Source organism: Pseudomonas sp. 05N433, from assembly GCF_056396925.1.
Map to the genome: position 1 here is coordinate 54,759 of NZ_JBFTML010000010.1, position 18,778 is coordinate 73,536.

General features: G+C 61.0%; 18 protein-coding genes and 1 pseudogene. 9 read left to right on the forward strand and 10 right to left on the reverse strand.

From position 1 onward, the window contains the following. Window positions 1–2: 2 nt before the first annotated feature. A complete protein-coding gene (gene cyaY / locus AC1DIS_RS07250) occupies window positions 3–335 on the reverse strand; it encodes an iron donor protein CyaY (protein ID WP_018927535.1) in 333 nt (110 codons plus the stop codon). A 238-nt stretch (window positions 336–573) separates the two neighbouring features. Between cyaY and lptM the strand changes: the two genes are divergently transcribed. The 6 genes from lptM to AC1DIS_RS07280 are packed head-to-tail and all read left to right on the forward strand — an operon-like array spanning window position 574 to window position 5,184. Beyond that, window positions 574–747 (forward strand): LPS translocon maturation chaperone LptM, encoded by a 174-nt coding sequence (lptM, locus tag AC1DIS_RS07255; RefSeq protein WP_007941283.1) that lies wholly within the window; start codon window positions 574–576, stop codon window positions 745–747. A gap of 9 nt (window positions 748–756) precedes the next feature. Beyond that, on the forward strand, window positions 757–2,004 hold the full coding sequence (gene lysA / locus AC1DIS_RS07260) for a diaminopimelate decarboxylase (protein ID WP_018927534.1): 1,248 nt from the start codon (window positions 757–759) through the stop codon (window positions 2,002–2,004). Window positions 2,005–2,008: 4 nt separating this feature from the next. Then, window positions 2,009–2,839, forward strand: a complete 831-nt coding sequence (gene dapF, locus AC1DIS_RS07265) for a diaminopimelate epimerase (RefSeq protein WP_018927533.1) — start codon at window positions 2,009–2,011, stop codon at window positions 2,837–2,839. Between the two features lie 13 nt (window positions 2,840–2,852). Then, a complete protein-coding gene (locus tag AC1DIS_RS07270) occupies window positions 2,853–3,578 on the forward strand; it encodes a DUF484 family protein (protein WP_007941280.1) in 726 nt (241 codons plus the stop codon). A gap of 2 nt (window positions 3,579–3,580) precedes the next feature. Further along, window positions 3,581–4,480: a tyrosine recombinase XerC gene (gene xerC, locus AC1DIS_RS07275; protein WP_018927532.1), complete on the forward strand. Its 900-nt coding sequence runs from the start codon at window positions 3,581–3,583 to the stop codon at window positions 4,478–4,480. Continuing rightward, the gene (locus tag AC1DIS_RS07280; RefSeq protein ID WP_019650117.1) at window positions 4,477–5,184 is read left to right on the forward strand and encodes an HAD family hydrolase; all 708 of its coding nucleotides are present in this window, start codon (window positions 4,477–4,479) and stop codon (window positions 5,182–5,184) included. The genes xerC and AC1DIS_RS07280 overlap by 4 nt, the downstream gene beginning before the upstream one ends. Window positions 5,185–5,265: 81 nt before the next feature. On the opposite strand, the gene sutA is transcribed toward AC1DIS_RS07280, so the two are convergent. The 4 genes from sutA to glnK form a co-directional block, all read right to left on the reverse strand. Beyond that, a complete protein-coding gene (gene sutA / locus AC1DIS_RS07285) occupies window positions 5,266–5,589 on the reverse strand; it encodes a transcriptional regulator SutA (protein ID WP_018927530.1) in 324 nt (107 codons plus the stop codon). Window positions 5,590–5,691: 102 nt separating this feature from the next. After that, window positions 5,692–6,117, reverse strand: a complete 426-nt coding sequence (locus tag AC1DIS_RS07290) for a secondary thiamine-phosphate synthase enzyme YjbQ (protein WP_018927529.1) — start codon at window positions 6,115–6,117, stop codon at window positions 5,692–5,694. A gap of 212 nt (window positions 6,118–6,329) precedes the next feature. Further along, window positions 6,330–7,667, reverse strand: a complete 1,338-nt coding sequence (locus tag AC1DIS_RS07295; protein ID WP_018927528.1) for an ammonium transporter — start codon at window positions 7,665–7,667, stop codon at window positions 6,330–6,332. Between the two features lie 35 nt (window positions 7,668–7,702). Next, entirely contained in the window at window positions 7,703–8,041 is a 339-nt protein-coding gene (gene glnK, locus AC1DIS_RS07300) for a P-II family nitrogen regulator (RefSeq protein WP_002555808.1), read from the reverse strand. Between the two features lie 416 nt (window positions 8,042–8,457). Here glnK and AC1DIS_RS07305 point away from each other — a divergent pair, with 416 nt between their 5' ends. Beyond that, on the forward strand, window positions 8,458–8,718 hold the full coding sequence (locus AC1DIS_RS07305; protein WP_008007559.1) for an accessory factor UbiK family protein: 261 nt from the start codon (window positions 8,458–8,460) through the stop codon (window positions 8,716–8,718). A 233-nt stretch (window positions 8,719–8,951) separates the two neighbouring features. On the opposite strand, the gene AC1DIS_RS07310 is transcribed toward AC1DIS_RS07305, so the two are convergent. Beyond that, on the reverse strand, window positions 8,952–9,215 hold the full coding sequence (locus AC1DIS_RS07310; RefSeq protein WP_018927527.1) for a HigA family addiction module antitoxin: 264 nt from the start codon (window positions 9,213–9,215) through the stop codon (window positions 8,952–8,954). Window positions 9,216–9,555: 340 nt separating this feature from the next. Between AC1DIS_RS07310 and AC1DIS_RS07315 the strand changes: the two genes are divergently transcribed. Continuing rightward, a complete protein-coding gene (locus AC1DIS_RS07315; RefSeq protein WP_477748470.1) occupies window positions 9,556–11,049 on the forward strand; it encodes a YifB family Mg chelatase-like AAA ATPase in 1,494 nt (497 codons plus the stop codon). 6 nt (window positions 11,050–11,055) lie between these two features. On the opposite strand, the gene AC1DIS_RS07320 is transcribed toward AC1DIS_RS07315, so the two are convergent. From AC1DIS_RS07320 to AC1DIS_RS07330, 3 genes are all read right to left on the reverse strand, one after another. Further along, window positions 11,056–12,270 (reverse strand): aldose 1-epimerase family protein, encoded by a 1,215-nt coding sequence (locus AC1DIS_RS07320; protein WP_018927517.1) that lies wholly within the window; start codon window positions 12,268–12,270, stop codon window positions 11,056–11,058. A 182-nt stretch (window positions 12,271–12,452) separates the two neighbouring features. Further along, window positions 12,453–14,429: a methyl-accepting chemotaxis protein gene (locus tag AC1DIS_RS07325; RefSeq protein ID WP_477748469.1), complete on the reverse strand. Its 1,977-nt coding sequence runs from the start codon at window positions 14,427–14,429 to the stop codon at window positions 12,453–12,455. Between the two features lie 185 nt (window positions 14,430–14,614). Beyond that, window positions 14,615–15,535 (reverse strand): LysR substrate-binding domain-containing protein, encoded by a 921-nt coding sequence (locus tag AC1DIS_RS07330; RefSeq protein WP_019580487.1) that lies wholly within the window; start codon window positions 15,533–15,535, stop codon window positions 14,615–14,617. 157 nt (window positions 15,536–15,692) lie between these two features. On the opposite strand from AC1DIS_RS07330, the gene AC1DIS_RS07335 reads away from it, so the two are divergent. Continuing rightward, complete coding sequence (locus AC1DIS_RS07335; protein ID WP_018927512.1) at window positions 15,693–17,090, forward strand: NorM family multidrug efflux MATE transporter; 1,398 nt, start codon at window positions 15,693–15,695, stop codon at window positions 17,088–17,090. Between the two features lie 65 nt (window positions 17,091–17,155). On the opposite strand, the pseudogene AC1DIS_RS07340 reads toward AC1DIS_RS07335, so the two are convergent. Next, window positions 17,156–18,736: pseudogene (locus tag AC1DIS_RS07340) on the reverse strand (putative bifunctional diguanylate cyclase/phosphodiesterase); the annotation flags it as partial. Window positions 18,737–18,778: the final 42 nt, after the last annotated feature.

Below are 18,778 nucleotides of genomic sequence, written 5' to 3' on the forward strand. Positions count from 1 at the left end.
TCTCACAGACCTTCGAAATCGAGTTCGACGTCGGCTTGCTGCTTGACGATGCGCTCGAGCATCTCACCCAGTTGCTCGTCGCTCTTGTCACACATCCAGCGCTTGCTCTCTTCGTCATAGTCGAAGTGGAAACCGCCGGACACCGCCGCCAACCACAATTGCCGCAACGGCTCCTGGCGACTGAAGATCAACTGGCTGCCGTTTTCAAACTTGACGGTGAGCACACCGGCCGAGCTCTCCAGATCGATATCCAGGTCACTCTCATCGAAAATATCCTCCAGCGTCTGCTGGGTGGCATCGACCAGGTCGTGAAAACGGGCTTCAGTCAAACTCATTACGGGAACCTCAAAAAGTGTCTACTCACGCTCAAGCGCCGCAAGATACGGGCGAGCCCCGATGATTGCAAAGAATAACCACCAAGGACGAGGTGCGGTACGAAATATCCCTGCGCAACGCAAGACAAGTTACTGCGCCACAGTCAAAGGCCCGCCGGACGGGAGCCGCGTCACATAGGCAAGCTGCCGGGTGGCCGGTATACTCCGGCGCAATTAACGCATTTTCAAGGATTTCGCCATGAAGCGCCTGATCTCTTCCCTTGCTGCGCTCGTCGCGGTTGCCTGCCTGGTATCGGCCTGTGGTCAAAAAGGCCCGCTGTACCTGCCCGATGACAGCCAGGATCCTGCAGAGCAGGCCAAGTCGTCGCAACAGTCTCCGTCGAAAGCACACAAACACGACGTCTACCAATAAGGGAACGCCATGGACGCTTTTAACTACCGTGACGGTGAGCTGTTCGCGGAAGGTGTTGCCCTGTCCGCCATCGCCGAACGCTTTGGTACACCGACCTACGTCTACTCCCGTGCCCACATCGAAGCCCAGTACCTGGCTTACGCCGATGCGCTGGCCGGCACGTCTCACCTGGTCTGCTTTGCGGTCAAGGCCAACTCCAACCTGGGTGTACTGAATGTCCTGGCCCGTTTGGGCGCCGGTTTCGACATCGTTTCCCGTGGCGAGCTGGAGCGTGTACTGGCCGCTGGCGGCAGCCCCGAAAAGATCGTGTTCTCCGGTGTCGGCAAGACCCGTGACGACATGCGTCGCGCCCTGGAAGTCGGCGTGCACTGCTTCAACGTCGAATCCACCGACGAGCTCGAGCGTCTGCAAGTAGTCGCCGCCGAGCTGGGCGTTCGCGCGCCGATCTCGCTGCGCGTCAACCCGGACGTCGATGCCGGCACGCACCCGTACATTTCCACCGGTCTCAAAGAAAACAAGTTCGGCATCGCCATCGCCGACGCCGAAGACGTGTACGTCCGCGCCGCGCAACTGCCTAACCTGGAAGTGGTCGGCGTCGATTGCCACATCGGCTCGCAACTGACCACCCTGCCGCCCTTCATCGATGCCCTCGACCGCCTGCTGGGCCTGGTCGACCGCCTCGGCGATTGCGGCATCTACCTGCGCCACATCGATCTGGGTGGCGGTCTGGGCGTGCGTTATCGCGATGAAGAGCCGCCATTGGCCGCCGACTACATCAAGGCCGTGCGCGAACGTCTCGACGGTCGTGACCTGGCGCTGGTGTTCGAGCCAGGCCGCTTCATCGTTGCCAACGCCGGCGTGCTGCTGACCCAGGTCGAGTACCTCAAGCACACCGAACACAAAGACTTCGCCATCGTCGATGCGGCCATGAACGACCTGATCCGCCCGGCGCTGTACCAGGCCTGGATGGACGTTACCGCCGTGCGCCCTCGCGATACCGCCGCGCGTGCCTACGACATCGTCGGCCCGATCTGCGAAACCGGCGACTTCCTGGCCAAGGATCGTCAACTGGCGCTGGAAGAAGGCGACCTGCTGGCCGTGCATTCGGCCGGTGCCTACGGGTTTGTCATGAGTTCCAACTACAACACTCGCGGCCGCGCCGCTGAAGTGTTGGTGGACGGTGATCAGGCAATCGAAGTGCGTCGCCGCGAGACGGTAGCCGAGTTGTTTGCTGGCGAAAGCCTGCTGCCGGAGTAACCCCATGCTGCTGCGTTTTACCAAGATGCACGGCCTGGGCAATGACTTCATGGTTCTCGACCTGGTCAGCCAGCACGCGCACATTCTGCCCAAGCATGCCAAGCAATGGGGCGATCGGCACACCGGCATCGGGTTCGACCAGTTGCTGATCGTCGAGGCGCCCAGCAACCCGGACGTGGATTTCCGCTATCGGATCTTCAACGCCGACGGCTCCGAAGTGGAACAGTGCGGTAACGGCGCTCGATGCTTCGCCCGCTTCGTGCTCGACAAGCGCCTGACCGCCAAGCGGCAGATTCGCGTCGAGACCAAAAGCGGCATCATCGAACTGGACATCCGCAACGATGGCCAGATCAGCGTCAACATGGGCGCCCCGCGCCTGGTGCCGGCCGAGATTCCGTTCGAAGCCCCAAGCCAGGCCCTGAGCTATCAGGTCGACGTCGACGGCACCATGGTCGAACTGGCTGCGGTGTCCATGGGCAACCCCCATGCCGTGTTGCGGGTCAACGACATCAACAAAGCACCGGTGCATGAACTGGGGCCRAAAATCGAACATCACCCGCGCTTTCCGGCGCGGGTCAATGTCGGTTTTCTCCAGGTCATCGACCGGAACCGCGCGCAGTTGCGCGTCTGGGAACGCGGGGCCGGGGAAACCCAGGCCTGCGGAACCGGCGCTTGTGCTGCCGCGGTGGCCGCGATCAGCCAGGGGTGGATGGATTCGCCGCTATTGATCGACCTGCCCGGCGGGCGCCTGTCCATTGAATGGGCAGGCCCTGGCCAACCGGTCATGATGACCGGCCCGGCAGTACGCGTATACGAAGGACAAGTGCGTCTTTGAGTGAGCGAAATCCATGACCGACAAGCCCCAGGTTCCCGCCCTACAGCCCGACGAATCCCCTTCCGAAAGCCTTGAGGCGGCGGCGATTGCCGCGTACCTGGAGGCTCATCCGGATTTCTTCATCGAGCATGAAGAACTGCTCCCGGCCCTGCGCATTCCGCACCAGCGCGGCGACACCATTTCGCTGGTCGAACGCCAGATGACAATTCTGCGCGATCGCAACATCGAGTTGCGTCATCGTCTCTCGCACTTGATGGACGTGGCCCGCGACAACGATCGCCTGTTCGACAAGACCCGCCGCCTGATTCTCACGTTGATGGATGCGACCAGCCTGGAAGACGTGGTGATCGGCGTCGAAGACAGCCTGCGCCAGGACTTTCAGGTGCCCTTCGTCAGCCTGATCCTGCTGGGCGACAACCCGATGCCGGTAGGCCGCTGGGTCACCCACGCCGACGCACAAACGGCCATCGGCGGCCTGCTCTCGGAAGACAAGAGCGTCTGCGGCAGCCTGCGTGAGCATGAACTGGACTTCCTGTTCGGCGAAGAACAGCGCAAGCAGATCGGCTCCACCGCCGTCGTCGCCATCAGCCACCAGGGCATCCACGGTGTTCTGGCCATCGCCAGCCGCGATCCGCAGCACTACAAGAGTTCGGTGGGCACATTGTTCCTCAGCTACATCGCCGAAGTCATGGGCCGCGTACTGCCACGGGTCAACAACTCCCTGCGCTCGGTACGCTGATCGTGGAACGGCAACTGGACGCTTACTGCGAACACCTGCGCAGTGAGCGGCAAGTGTCGCCGCATACGCTGTACGCCTACCGCCGCGACCTCGATAAAGTGCTTGGCTGGTGCGTCAAACAGAACATCGGCAGCTGGGCCGCACTGGATATCCAGCGGCTGCGCAGCCTGATCGCCCGTCTGCATGCACAAGGCCAATCGTCCCGCAGCCTGGCACGGCTACTGTCGGCGGTGCGCGGGCTCTATCATTATCTGAACCGCGAAGGCCTGTGCGACCACGATCCGGCCAACGGCCTGGCACCGCCCAAAGGCGAGCGTCGTCTGCCGAAAACCCTCGACACCGACCGTGCGCTGCAACTGCTGGAAGGCGCGGTGGAGGATGATTTTCTGGCCCGTCGGGATCAGGCGATTCTGGAGTTGTTCTACTCCTCCGGCTTGCGGCTTTCGGAGCTGACCGGGCTCAACCTCGATCAGCTGGACCTGGCTGACGGCATGGTCCAGGTCCTCGGTAAAGGCAGCAAGACCCGGCTGTTGCCAGTGGGTAAAAAGGCTCGCGAAGCACTGGAACTGTGGCTGCCGTTGCGGGCCATGACCAACCCGGCGGACGACGCAGTGTTTGTCAGCCAGCAAGGTCGGCGCCTCGGTCCTCGGGCGATTCAGGTGCGAGTCAAGGCCGCCGGCGAGCGCGAGCTGGGGCAGAACCTGCACCCGCACATGTTGCGACACTCTTTCGCCAGCCATTTGCTGGAGTCCTCTCAGGACTTGCGCGCCGTGCAAGAGCTACTCGGCCACTCAGACATCAAGACCACCCAAATCTACACCCATCTGGACTTCCAGCACCTGGCGACGGTCTACGACAGCGCCCATCCACGGGCCAAACGCATTAAAGGCGATGATTCATGACCATCCAACTGATCACCTTCGACCTCGACGACACCCTGTGGGACACCGCCCCGGTAATCGCCAGCGCCGAAGCCATATTGCGTGAATGGCTGACCGAGCATGCGCCGAACCTGGGCGCGGTGCCGGTGGAGCATTTGTGGTCGATTCGCGAGCGGGTGTTGAGCAACGAGCCGAACCTCAAGCACCGAATCAGTGCGCTGCGTCGGCGGGTACTTTTTCATGCTCTGGAAGAGGCTGGTTACGACCATGGTCAAGCCTCAGACCTGGCTGATCAAAGTTTTGAAGTGTTTCTGCATGCCCGGCATCAATTGGAAGTTTTCCCCGAAGTCGAGCCGACGCTGGAGACACTCGCCAAGCACTACGCCCTCGGTGTAGTGACCAACGGCAACGCCGATGTGCGCCGACTGGGCCTGGCGGATTACTTCAGGTTTGCCCTGTGCGCCGAAGACATCGGCATCGCCAAACCGGATGCGCGACTGTTTCATGAAGCGTTGCAACGGGGCGGCGCGACCGCCGAAACCGCGGTGCATATCGGCGATCATCCTGGCGATGACATTGCCGGAGCACAGCAGGCGGGGTTGCGAGCGATCTGGTTTAACCCGGCGGGCAAAGTGTGGGAAGCCGAGAAGGCGCCGGATGCCGAGATTCGCAGTTTGACCGAGTTGCCTGCACTGCTCGCCCGCTGGAACTCAGTCGATATTTGAGGTGCTGCGATCTTTTGATTTTCACCCATGAAAAAGCCCGCAGCGACGGCGGGCTTTTTTCAGCAAGCAGGAAGCAGGCGCTTAGATAGGCCGGCTGCCGTACTTGTTATCAGGCTTCTTGGGAGGATCGGCGACCACATTGGCCTCCACTTCCTGCACCTTGCCGCCCCGTGCCAGAAACTCTTCCATGGCCTTGGCCAGGGCATCGCGTTCCTTGTTCTTGGCTTCAACGCTCGGCAGCTCATCGACCGATACCGCTGCCTTGGCTTTGCCTTTGGCAGTCGGAACGGGCACATCACCGCCGTCGTCTTCAGCGACGTCTTCAGCCGCCGCTTCCAGGCCTTCTTCGGTTTCGTCGTCGTCGCCTACTTCGAGGTCGTCGTTTTCCAGATCATCGTCGCTCATGTTCTACCTCATGACTTGCGAAAAGCAGATTAGTTATAGCCCAGCTTTGCCTTCTGTCGAAGGCCGCCGGAAAAAATTCAACCACCGCTGGTGACCAGCGGTTTATTCCCCTTCACCGTGCACGGTGGCGAGGACTTTACGGGCACCGCCATGATCACGGTGCTCGCCCAGATAAACGCCTTGCCAGGTTCCCAACGCCAGTCGGCCTGCCGAGATCGGCAAACTGAGCTGACAGCCAAGTACGCTGGCCTTGAAGTGCGCCGGGAGGTCGTCCTGGCCTTCGTCGTTATGCTCATAGTCGTCCGTTCCTTGTGGGATCAGACGATTGAAAAATCGTTCGAAGTCGCGACGTACCGCCGGATCGGCGTTCTCGTTGATGGTCAACGACGCCGAGGTATGCTGTAGCCACAAATGCAACAGACCGACCCGACACGCCTTGAGTTCAGGCAAGCCGGCGAGTAACTCGTCCGTTACCAGATGAAAGCCCCGGGGCCGTGCCCGCAGGGTAATCAGAGTCTGTTGCCACATACAGTTCTCCGCACGTTCGGGGCGCATTCTAGCGCGCTCTGGGAAAAAACAAAGGCCCTAATATTCCTTCAATCGTGTAAGCCATTGGCCGCAGAAAAACACCCGTTGTAAACGCCCCTGAACGTGTATGAAAAAACCTTTCAGCCTTTCCTTCACTGACAAAATCAAGACAAAAAAATACCCGGCAAGCCGGGCATTTTTTATAGGCGTGCTTACAAGTTGTAGCCGCGTTCGTTGTGCAGCGCCAGATCGATGCCGACTGCTTCTTCTTCCTCGGTGATGCGCAGACCCATGACAGCGTCCAGCACCTTGAGGATGATGAAGGTGACGATCGCGGTGTAGATCACCGTGAAGCCCACGCCTTTGCACTGAATCCAGACTTGAGCCGCGATGTCGGTGACGGTGCCGAAACCACCCAGGGACGGTGCAGCGAACACACCCGTCAGGATCGCGCCGAGGATACCGCCGATACCGTGCACGCCAAAAGCGTCGAGGGAGTCGTCGTAACCCATTTTGCGTTTCAGAGTCGTGGCGCAGAAGAAGCACACCACGCCCGCTGCCAGACCGATGATCATCGAGCCCATCGGGCCAACGGTACCCGCCGCCGGAGTGATCGCAACCAGACCGGCCACCACGCCCGAAGCGATACCCAGTGCGCTCGGTTTACCGTGGGTCAGCCACTCGGCAAACATCCAGCCCAAGGCTGCGGCGGCGGTAGCGATCTGAGTCACCAGCATGGCCATACCGGCAGTGCCGTTGGCTGCGGCAGCGGAACCGGCGTTGAAACCGAACCAGCCAACCCAGAGCATCGCGGCACCCATCAGGGTATAGCCGAGGTTGTGCGGAGCCATCGGGGTGGTTGGGAAGCCTTTACGCTTGCCCAGTACCAGACAGGCGATCAGCCCGGCCACACCGGCGTTGATGTGCACCACGGTACCGCCTGCGAAGTCGAGCACGCCCCAGTCGCCCAAAAGCGAACCCGGACCGCTCCAGACCATGTGCGCAATCGGCGCGTAAACCAGGGTGAACCAGATCCCCATGAACACCAGCATTGCGGAGAACTTCATCCGCTCGGCGAAAGCACCGACGATCAGCGCGGGGGTGATGATGGCGAAGGTCATCTGATAGGTGACAAACACCGCCTCGGGAAACAGCGCCGCGGGGCCGGTAATACTGGCAGGCGTGATGCCGGCGAGGAATGCCTTGGCGAAGCTGCCGACAAACGAATTGAGGTTGACGACGTTAGCTTCCATACCCGTTGTGTCAAACGCCATGCTGTAGCCGTAAAGGAACCACAGGATGGTGACCAGGCCGGTAATGGCGAAGCATTGCATCATCAACGAAAGAACGTTTTTGGAACGAACCATGCCGCCGTAGAACAGCGCGAGGCCGGGGATGGTCATGAACAGCACAAGGGCTGTCGAGGTCATCATCCAGGCGGTATCGCCGGAATTGAGGACTGGAGGCGCCACCGGATCTGCCGCCATGGCCAGGCCAGGCATTACGATGGACAACAGGGCTCCTAGCCCTGCGAATTTACGCAGAGTCATTTTGTTTTCTCCTGGGGCGTTGGGTTTGTGGCGGCTTAGATTGCGTCGGTATCGGTTTCGCCGGTACGGATGCGAATCGCCTGTTCCAGATTGACCACGAAGATCTTGCCGTCACCGATCTTGCCGGTGTTGGCGGCCTTGGTTATCGCCTCGATAACCCGGTCCAGATCCTTGTCGTCAATGGCGACATCGATCTTCACCTTAGGCAGAAAATCGACCACGTACTCCGCGCCGCGATACAGCTCGGTGTGACCCTTCTGCCGACCGAAGCCTTTGACCTCAGTAACGGTAATGCCCTGCACGCCGATCTCGGACAGCGACTCGCGCACGTCGTCCAGTTTGAACGGCTTGATGATGGCAGTGACTAGCTTCATGAAAACTCTCTCCCGAATTGGTGGACTTGCCCCAGGAAAACAAACCCGACTCAAGTCTAAGCGCAGTGCCTGGCTTTGTAACGCATCGTCGGCTTTACCTGCCCGTCCGACGCCAGCTAACCACTCCGCACGAAACTTCCCCCGTTCCGCTTGGCGCACTGCATTCGTCACAGCGACTGCATCAGTGCATGGGTCACCAGCGACTAAGCAGAAAGCTTGCCATCTATCCAAAAGCCATTGATTTCAAGCCCTTGGCCGCTAACGCAGGCCTCTCCAGCCGATTGACGCCACGGTTACGCACAACAACAGTGCGTGGCTCTCCACTCGCATGCGCGAAAAGCGTGCATCCCAGCCTTCGAGATTGACTATAGACACTGCGTGGTACACTGCCCGCCATTGTTGACAGGACATTTCCCATGCTCGCGCCCAAAGACTTCCTCGACGCCCTGAGCGGCACCGCCTCCCGCCTCTTCAGCGGCGACACCCCACTGCCGAAAAGCGAAATCGAAAGCCAGTTCAAGGCCCTGCTGCAAAGCGGCTTCAGCAAACTGGATCTGGTAAGCCGTGAAGAATTCGACAGCCAGATGGTCGTGCTCGCACGGACACGCGCCCGGTTGGAGAGCCTTGAAGCGAAAGTGGCGGAGCTGGAAGCGAAGCTCAATCCACCCACCGAATAACCCCGCCGGTTCCCATGGCAATGGGATCTACTGTGGGGGCGAGCCTGCTCGCGATTAGAGTCACCACGGTGTTCCAGCCGCCCCGCGCTGGAACAACCACCCCGTAGGAGCTGCCGAAGGCTGCGATCTTTTGATCTTAAGCCCCGCGAACATCCCGGCAACTTCCTCCGCCGCCGTCCGCTCAATGCCTCTTGGTGGAAGCGTGCTTCGCGGGTGATGCAAGCACCCGAAGCTCAACCACGCTCGATTTCGGCCCTGCGCTGATCGTAGGTCGATTGCAGGTTTAGCCAGAGTTCGGGCGTGGTGTTCAGGTAAATGGAAAGCCTCTCGGCAAGATCAGGGCCTACATCGCTCTCCTGCATCACAAGGGCACTCACCTCATCTCCAACCTCATTCAACGAGCTAGCCAAACCAGCCGCCGTAATGCCCATTGGCTCAAGAAACTCCTTTTCAAGGATTTCGCCAGGATGAATCGGCCGCATTCCAGAATTGCTCATCTCCCCTCCTGAGGGCTTGATCAACTGTGATCATAAGCAGCCACCCCGATCCGACAAGAGCGTCCGAGCTCTTTCACCGAAGTCCTTCATCTATCCAGGCCCGGTCCTACAAAAAAACTAGCTCCTCAGTTGATTACGCCCAAATACCAGCCGCGACGTAACCTGTGTAGCAGCTGCCGAAGGCTGGTACAGATTGCGTTACGACTTAACTGACTGGAATCAGCTCGCCCAGCAACATCCTGCGAAAGTTTGGTTACTCCGCCACAACGCTAAATCATCTGCCCACGACTACCCTTCAAAAACCCGCAGGAAGCGGCCCCCGTCAGCTCAAGGAACGACCATGTCCCTATCCATCGTCCACAGCCGCGCCCAAGTCGGCGTGGATGCGCCCGCCGTCACCGTCGAAGTGCATCTGGCTAACGGCTTGCCGTCGCTGACCATGGTCGGGCTGCCCGAGGCGGCGGTGAAGGAAAGCAAGGACCGGGTACGCAGCGCGATCATCAATTCCGGCCTGCAATTTCCGGCACGGCGCATCACCTTGAATCTCGCCCCTGCCGATTTGCCGAAGGATGGCGGGCGGTTCGATCTGGCGATTGCCCTGGGGATTCTATCGGCCAGTGTGCAGGTGCCAACGTTGACGCTGGATGACGTGGAGTGCCTGGGAGAGCTGGCGCTGTCGGGCGCGGTGCGTGCGGTTCGCGGGGTGTTGCCGGCGGCGCTGGCGGCGCGCAAGGCCGGGCGCACGCTGGTAGTCCCGCGAGCGAACGCTGAAGAAGCCTGCCTGGCGTCGGGGTTGAAGGTGATTGCGGTGGATCATCTGCTTCAAGCGGTCGCGCATTTCAATGGTCACACGCCCATCGAACCCTACGCTTCCAACGGTTTGCTCTACGCCAGCAAACCCTATCCCGACTTGAATGAAGTTCAGGGACAACTTGCGGCCAAGCGAGCCTTGCTGATTGCAGCGGCGGGGGCTCATAACCTGCTGTTCAGCGGTCCGCCGGGGACGGGGAAAACGTTGTTGGCGAGTCGTCTGCCGGGGTTGTTACCGCCATTGGCCGAGAGCGAAGCACTGGAAGTCGCGGCGATTCAATCGGTCGCCAGTTGTGTGCCGTTGAGTCATTGGCCACAGCGTCCCTTCCGACAGCCACACCACTCCGCCTCAGGCCCGGCACTGGTGGGTGGCGGCTCGAAACCGCAACCCGGCGAAATCACCCTCGCCCACCATGGCGTGTTGTTCCTCGATGAGCTTCCAGAGTTTGATCGCAAGGTATTGGAGGTGTTGAGAGAGCCATTGGAATCCGGCCACATCGTGATTTCCCGCGCCAAGGACCGCGTACGCTTTCCGGCGCGCTTTCAATTGGTGGCTGCGATGAATCCCTGCCCCTGTGGATATCTTGGCGAGCCAAGCGGCCGTTGTTCCTGTACGCCGGACATGGTGCAGCGCTATCGCAACAAGCTGTCGGGGCCGCTGCTGGACCGCATCGATCTGCACCTGACGGTTGCTCGGGAGGCCACGGCGTTGAATCCTGCGTTGAAACCCGGCGACGATACAGCCACCGCCGCCGAGTTGGTTGCTGATGCAAGAGAGCGGCAACACAAACGCCAGGGTTGCGCCAATGCCTTCCTCGACCTGCCAGGCCTACGCCGGCACTGTAAGTTATCCACAGCCGATGAAAACTGGCTGGAATCCGCCTGCGAGCGTTTAACGCTGTCGTTGCGAGCGGCCCATCGACTGCTCAAGGTCGCGCGCACGCTGGCGGACCTTGAGCATGCTGACGGGATCAGACGCGAACACCTGGCCGAAGCGCTGCAATATCGGCCAACAACGCTCTAGTCCGTATCACCCCTTGGTCAGATCAACCAACGGCGTCTGCCGCACTTCAGTCTCGCGCCCGCCCTGAATCTCGCTCACCCGTTTCAACGCCTTATCCACAGCCGCCTTATCCGCCAACAAGCTGTAGCTGATACGGAACTGCTTCTGTTCCTTCGGCGCAATTGTCGGCACCAGGTTCAGTGGCCGCTGATACCGGCGGTTATAGGAAAAGCTCGTTCCCGGCTCCAGCCCCGTAACATAGCCCTGGCCCTGGGTATCGGTGTTTTTCCACAGGGAGAACACCGGCAGTGTTTGAGTGTTGAAGCCGACCGAGACACCCAGGCTGCCGGCCTTGTTATGCAGCACGGTCAACGTATCGCCCTTGGCATCGGCATACGGCACCACGTTGTAAACCGTTTCGTCGTAGTCCTTGGTCGGTGCGCGGTAGGTTTGCCAGTCCGGCAAATCGCCCTTGGCTTTGTCGTTGAACGGCGACACCTGCTTCACCGGCGCGGCGAAGCGGGCGCCCTGCTCCAGGAACGGGGTGCTGAAGTTGCTGTGATACAGCGCTTGGTATTCCTTCGGATAATCACCGTTGTTGGTCAGAGTGTCGTTGAGGGCGAACACAACGCTGCCGGGGTCGGTGACCAGTTCGGTCGCGACGGAGAAGTCGACCTTCTTGAATGCCTGCTCTTTCAGTTCACCGCGCAGGCTGATGGCGTATGGCGGTTTTTCATCAATGTGCAGGGTGACTTTGTTGGCCGGGATGTTGGCGGCGCGACCGTGCAGGGTCAGCAGCTCGCCATTGTCCATGCCGGGATGGCCGACCCATTCGTAGCCGCAGCGGGTGACCAGTTCATTGAAACCTTCCAGCCAGCCCAGGCCACCGCGGCCGTTGAGTTCGATGAAGGACGGGTTGACCACTTCCTTGACCGGCGAATCCCAGCCCATGCGCACATTGCCGACCGAAGCTTGCAGCACGTTCATGCCGCGAGTCGGCACCACCGAGAGTTTCATCGCGCCATTATCGATGTCGACAATGCTGACGCCCTCCTGCCGACCGCCATGCAAGGTGCGCAGGGTCACGGAGAAGGGCTTGTCGGTTTTCACGCCGAGTTGCTGGCTGGTGATCTGCCAGTTCTGGGCGGCTTTGTCGGTATCGAGCAGGACGTAATCCCAGGCCATGGCGTGGGAAGCAGCGGACAGTGCGCTGAGGGCAACGAAGAGTTTGAGCGGGGTCATGGCAGCAGCCTTTCTTGGAGTTGTGCCATTTTTATAAACTTGAAGAAACGTTTCAGCAAGCATAAAAATCGAGATCACGACGGCAAATGCCAAATGATCGTCGATACGGGGCTTGTGGATAACGCGCAGAATCGAGTTGATGCCATCGCGAGCCTGCTCGCGATGGCTGTTTCGGAGGTGCCTCAGCGGAACCGGTCAACCTCATGCCGCAAGTCCGCCGCGAGCTTCTCCAGCTCTTTGGCAGTCACCGCCAGGTTCGACACCACTTCCCGCTGCTCACTGTTCGCCAAGGCAATGCTTTGCAGGTTGCTGCTGAGCAAGGTCGCGGTGCTGCTTTGCTCCTGGGTCGCGGTGGTGATGGCGGCGAATTGCTGACCGGCCGAGCGACTTTGCTCATCGATTCGCGCCAGGGCTGAGGCGACGTTGGCGTTGCGCGACAAGCCTTCCTGCATCAGCACGTTACCCTGCTCCATGGTGCTGATCGCGTTGCCGGTTTCCTGCTGGATACTTTGGATCATCCCGGAAATTTCGTCAGTGGCCTGGCGAGTGCGTGAAGCCAGGTTGCGCACCTCATCGGCCACCACCGCAAACCCACGACCTTGTTCACCGGCACGGGCGGCTTCGATGGCAGCGTTGAGCGCCAGCAAATTGGTTTGCTCGGCGATCGCGGTGATCACCCCGACGATGCCGCCGATTTCCTGGGAGCGCTGACCCAAGGTGTTGATTACCGTCGCGGTGCTGTTCAGCGCACCGGCGATTTGCTCCAGGGATGAGGACGCTTCGTCCATCGACGTACGACCGATCTGGGTTTGCTGTGCGTTTTCCTGCGCCAGGCGCTGGGTGTTGCCCATGTTGTCGGCGATGTTCAGCGAGGTGGCGCTGAATTCTTCCACGGCGCCGGCCATGCTGGTGATTTCGCCGGACTGCTGCTCCATCCCTTCATAGGCACCGCCAGACAGACCGGACAACGCCTGGGCGCGGCTGTTGACCTCTTCCGAGGCTCTACGAATGTGCTCGACCATGGTCGACAAGGCCTGGCTCATCTGGTTGAAAGCGCGGGCCAACTGACCGATTTCGTCGTTGCTCGACACGTTCAGGCGCACGCTCAAATCACCGGCACCCAAGGCTTCGGCCTGACGCACCAGATCCCCCAGCGGCGCCAGTTTGCTGCGCAACAACCAGACCGCCGAACCCACCGCAAGCAACATCGCCAACAGGCTGCCGATGGCCAGGCGAATGCCGACGCTCCAGGTTACCGCGCGGATTGCCGCTTTCGGCATGCTCGCCACCACCGACCATGGGCCGCCTTCGAACGGCACGGCAATGCTGTAGAAGTCTTGCGACGTGTCGCTCCAGAAATCGCCCTTGCCCGGTGTCTTGGCCAGACCGACGATGGCCGGTGCTGCCACGTCCAACGCTTGCACACCGGCGATCGGCACCAGCCATTTGTTCTGCTCGTCGAGCAGCGCCAGGGAGCCGGTCTGGCCGATGCGGAAGCGCTTGAGGTTTTCGAACTGGGCGTTCTGGGCGTCGGTGTAATCGAATCCCACGAACAGCACGGCAATCACCTTACCGCCGCTGTCGCGTACGGGGGTGTACTGAGTCATGTAGGACCGTTCGAAGAGCAAGGCGCGACCGACGTAGCTCTGCCCGGCCATCAAGCGCGCATAGGCCGGGTGAGCGTGATCCAGCAATGTGCCGATGGCCCGGGTGCCGTCCTGTTTGCTCAGGGACGTGCTGACCCGGATGAAGTCTTCGCCACTGCGCACGAACAGCGTCGCAACGCCGGCAGTCATTTGCTTGAACTCATCCACTTCCTTGAAGTTGTTGTTCAACACTTCGCCACCCAGGTGCAGGCCCGGGGTCTGCACGCCCGCCACGGTCACCGGCTCATCCGGATGCACGCTCAAACCGGCGCTGAAGCGCTTCTCGAACAGGCCGCTGAGGCGCTGGGTACTCTCACGCAACGTGCCGTGGAACGTGCTCAGCTGATCGGCCAGCAGCCGCGCCTCGCTGGCCAGGTGCTCTTCGCGGGTGGCGAGGTTGGCGGCGTCCAGCGAGCGCAGGGCAAACACGGTGCTGCCGCTGATGACAATCGCCAGTATCACGGCAAGCGCAAGACCCAGCTGTGAGGCAATCCGAGCACGAGGTTGAGACATGACAGCTCCTGACCCAGTGGGCCGGATCATCCTGATCCCGTCGCACTCGGCTAAATTTCTGATAGAGGGGAAAACGTGGAGCCTGGTACGAAGGTTCCATCAGCAGATTTTCGGCGGCAAAGCCGAATACTTGAGTGATTAACGGGGATATGGCTCAAGGCCGCCATCGCAGCGGCTCCATCGATTCAACCCAGGCGTTCGACATCCGGTAATTCCATGGCCCGGACTTCGCCTTGCAGGAAATCGCTGAGCCGGCGCAAACGTTCACCTCCCGGGCGGGTTTTCGGCCAGACCAGGTAATAATTCTCACCACTGGCGACGGCCGTCGGCCACGGCAAACTCAGACGTCCCTGCGCGACATCCTCCGCCACCATCAGCAAATCACCCATGGACACGCCGTAGCCACGGGCGGCAGCGATCATGCCCAGTTCCAGGGTGTCGAACACCTGCCCGCCCTTGAGCGAGACCTGATCGCTCAGGCCCATGCGCTCCAGCCAGTTGCGCCAGTCACGGCGGTCCGGCGTCGGGTGCAGCAGTTCGGTGCTGGCCAGGCGCGCAACGTCCCACGGTTGATCCTTCAGCAGATTCGGCGCGCCCACCGGAATCAACTCTTCGGGGAACAGCAAAGTCGTCTCCCAATCCGGTGGAAAATGCCCGTTGCTGAGGATGACGGCGCAGTCAAAGGGTTCATGGTTGAAGTCCACCGTATCGACGTCCATCCAGGCGCTGGTCAATTGCACCTCGTTCCCCGGTCGCAGGTGGCGAAAGCGACTGAGCCGCGCCAACAGCCAGCGCATGGTCAGGGTCGACGGGGCTTTCATGCGCAAGATGTCGTCCTCGGCGCGCAAGGTGTTGCAGGCCCGCTCAAGGGCGGTGAAGCCTTCGCGAATGCCCGGCAGGATCAGCCGCGCCGATTCGGTCAGTTGCAGGTTGCGCCCGCTGCGATGAAACAGCCGACAGGCGAAATGCTCTTCGAGCGTACGAATGTGCCGGCTGACCGCACTTTGCGTGATCGACAACTCTTCGGCGGCGCGGGTAAACGAACTATGCCGCGCCGCCGCTTCGAATGCTCGAAGGGCATACAAGGGAGGGAGACGACGAGACATTGGGAAACCTCCTATAGCGCGATTGCCTCAACTTATCAGAAAGTCCCGAGCATGAGTTTTAATCATGCTACCCATCCTTTTTATCCCTTTGTGGAAACCCCGCAGAGCGCCGAGAATCGACGCTTCCTGTTCTCTCTGACAATCGAGCGTGATGATCATGCAGCATCCAGCGCGTATTGAACTCTGGGCCATCCTGCGGCTGGCGGGGCCGTTGATTGCCTCGCAGTTGGCGCACATGTTGATGGTCCTCACCGACACCTTGATGATGGCGCGCCTGAGTCCCGAGGCGCTGGCCGGCGGCGGTCTGGGCGCGGCGACGTATTCGTTCGTGTCGATCTTCTGCATCGGCGTGATCGCGGCGGTCGGCACCCTGGTGGCGATCCGTCAGGGCGCGGGCGACATCATCGGCGCAGCGCGGCTGACCCAGGCCGGTTTGTGGCTGGCCTGGTTGATGGCGCTGGTGGCGGGTCTGCTGCTGTGGAACCTCAAACCGGTGTTGCTGCTGTTCGGCCAGACCGCAACCAACGTCCAGGCCGCCGGCCAGTTTCTGTTGATCCTGCCGTTCGCCCTGCCCGGCTACCTGAGTTTCATGGCACTGCGCGGCTTCACCAGCGCGATCGGCCGGGCGACGCCGGTGATGGTCATCAGCCTCGGCGGCACCGTGGCCAACTTCCTGCTCAACTATGCGTTGATCACCGGCATGTTCGGCCTGCCGAAAATGGGCCTGATGGGCATCGGTCTGGTCACAGCGATCGTGGCCAACCTGATGGCGCTGGCGCTCGCGCTGCACATTCGTCGGCACCCGGCCTATGACGCTTATCCGTTGCGCCAGGGGCTGTCGCGGCCCAATCGTCAGTACTTGAAGGAATTGTGGCGCCTGGGCCTGCCGATTGGCGGCACCTATGCGGTGGAAGTCGGCCTGTTTGCCTTCGCCGCGCTGTGCATGGGCACCATGGGCAGTACGCAACTGGCGGCGCACCAGATCGCCCTGCAAATCGTCTCGGTGGCGTTCATGGTGCCGGCGGGGCTTTCCTACGCGATCACCATGCGCATCGGCCAGCATTACGGCGCCGGGCAATTGCTGGATGCGCGGCTGGCCGGACGAGTCGGGATCGCCTTCGGGGCGGTGTCGATGCTGGGGTTTGCGATGGTCTTCTGGCTACTGCCGAATCAGTTGATCGGCTTGTTCCTCGACCACAACGACCCGGCGTTTCGCCCGGTCATCGAACTGGCCGTGAGCTTGTTGGCGGTGGCGGCGTGGTTCGAGCTGTTCGACGGCACGCAAACCATTGCCATGGGCTGCATTCGCGGACTCAAGGATGCCAAGACCACGTTCCTGGTAGGTTTGGGCTGCTATTGGCTGATTGGTGCGCCGGCCGCCTGGTGGATGGCCTTCCATCTGAACTGGGGGCCGACGGGCGTCTGGTGGGGGTTGGCGCTGGGGCTGGCGTGTGCGGCGGTGAGCCTGACGCTGGCGTTTGAGTGGAAGATGACGCGGATGATTCGGCGCGAGCCATCGTCGCAGCCGAGCTTCCAAATCACCCAGCCTGATTAAACCCTGTAGGAGCGAGGCTTGCCCGCGAAGGCGGAGTGTCAGTTAACAACAATATCGACTGACACTCCGCCTTCCTGATCGCAACCAAATCCGCGCAACAAATCCAGCTGCTCCGGTGTTTCCACCCCTTCGGCAACCACTTCGAGGTTGAGGTTGTGCGCCAGGTTGATCATGGCGTGCACCAGTTTGCGATTCTCTTCCCGTTCTTCCATGCCGCCGACAAAGCTCTTGTCGACCTTCAACAAGGCGATCGGCAGGCTGTTCAGGTGCACGAACGATGAGAACCCGGTGCCGAAATCGTCCAGCGAAAAGCGCACACCGAGCCGTCCGAGGGCGTCCATGGTCTGCTTGACCAGGTCACTGCGACGCATCACCGCGGTTTCGGTCAGTTCGAATTCCAGCCATTGCGCCTCGACGCCACGCTCGGCAATCAACCGGCTCAGGGTCGACAGTAACTGGCTGTCCTGAAACTGCCGGAACGACAGGTTGATCGCCATGTGCAGCGCCGGCAGGCCCCGCTCACGCAACGCCTGCATGTCCCGCAGGGCTCGGGAAATCACCCAGTAACCCAGCGGCACGATCAAGCCGCTTTGCTCGGCCAGTGGCACGAATTCGCTGGGGGGCAGCAAACCGCGTTCGCCATGACGCCAGCGCACCAAGGCTTCGAGGCCGACGATCTGGCCGTCCGCAAGGTTCAGGCGTGGCTGGTAATGCAACTCCAGCTCATCGCGACGCAAGGCCCGACGCAGCTCACTTTCAAGGTCGGCGATGCTGCGGGCATTGCGATTGATCCGCTCGTTGAAGATGTGAAAGGTGCAGCCTTGAGTACTCTTGGCCTGCTGCATGGCGATGTGCGCATGCCACATCAACGGGTCGGCGCCGGCCTGCGCCCGGGCGTGAGCAATGCCGAGACTGGAACCGATCAACAGGCTTTCGCCGTCGATCCAGTAGGGCTCGGACAGGGCTTCGGTAATCCGTTCGGCCATCCATTCAGCGCGCTGAGGGGCGCGGCGGGTGTCGATCAGCAGGGCGAATTCATCGCTACCCAGCCGCGCCAGTTGATCGCCGGCCTCCAGCTGGCTTTTCAGCCGCGAGACCACTTGCAGAATCAACCGGTCGCCTGCCTGATGGCCGAGGGCGTCGTTGGCGTGTCGAAAGTTGTCGAGGTCGAGGTGACCGAGGGCCAGGCCGCGGCCGTCGTTGTCCGCCAGACGCGCCGCCAGCAAGGTCTGGAAACCCTGACGGTTGGCGATGCCGGTCAGCGGATCCTGCTCGGCCAGGCGCTGCAAGGTGTTTTCCAGCACCCCGCGCTCACGCACATGACGCAGACAGCGGCGCAACATGCCGGGATCCAGCAGGTTGCGCACCAGCCAGTCGCTCACACCGTCGGGCGGCGCCAGCGGTTCGTGTTCGAGCAGCAACACCGTCGGCAGGCTGCAACGGCCGGGTGCTGGCTGCAGAGCAGGAATCGTCAACAACACCGCGCTGCGGTTGTCATCGAACAAGTTGCTGACCGACTCCCAGCTCGGCGCGCTGAGCAGCACTGCCGAACTCCCCATTGGAGCCAGACACTCGCGCAACAACGCTGCCCACGCCGGCTCTTGGGCCAGTAGCAGCAAACGCAAGGGTTCGACAGGCGTAGACAAGCTAGCTCCCTAGACTCTGCAAAGATGTAGGCGGCGCGCATT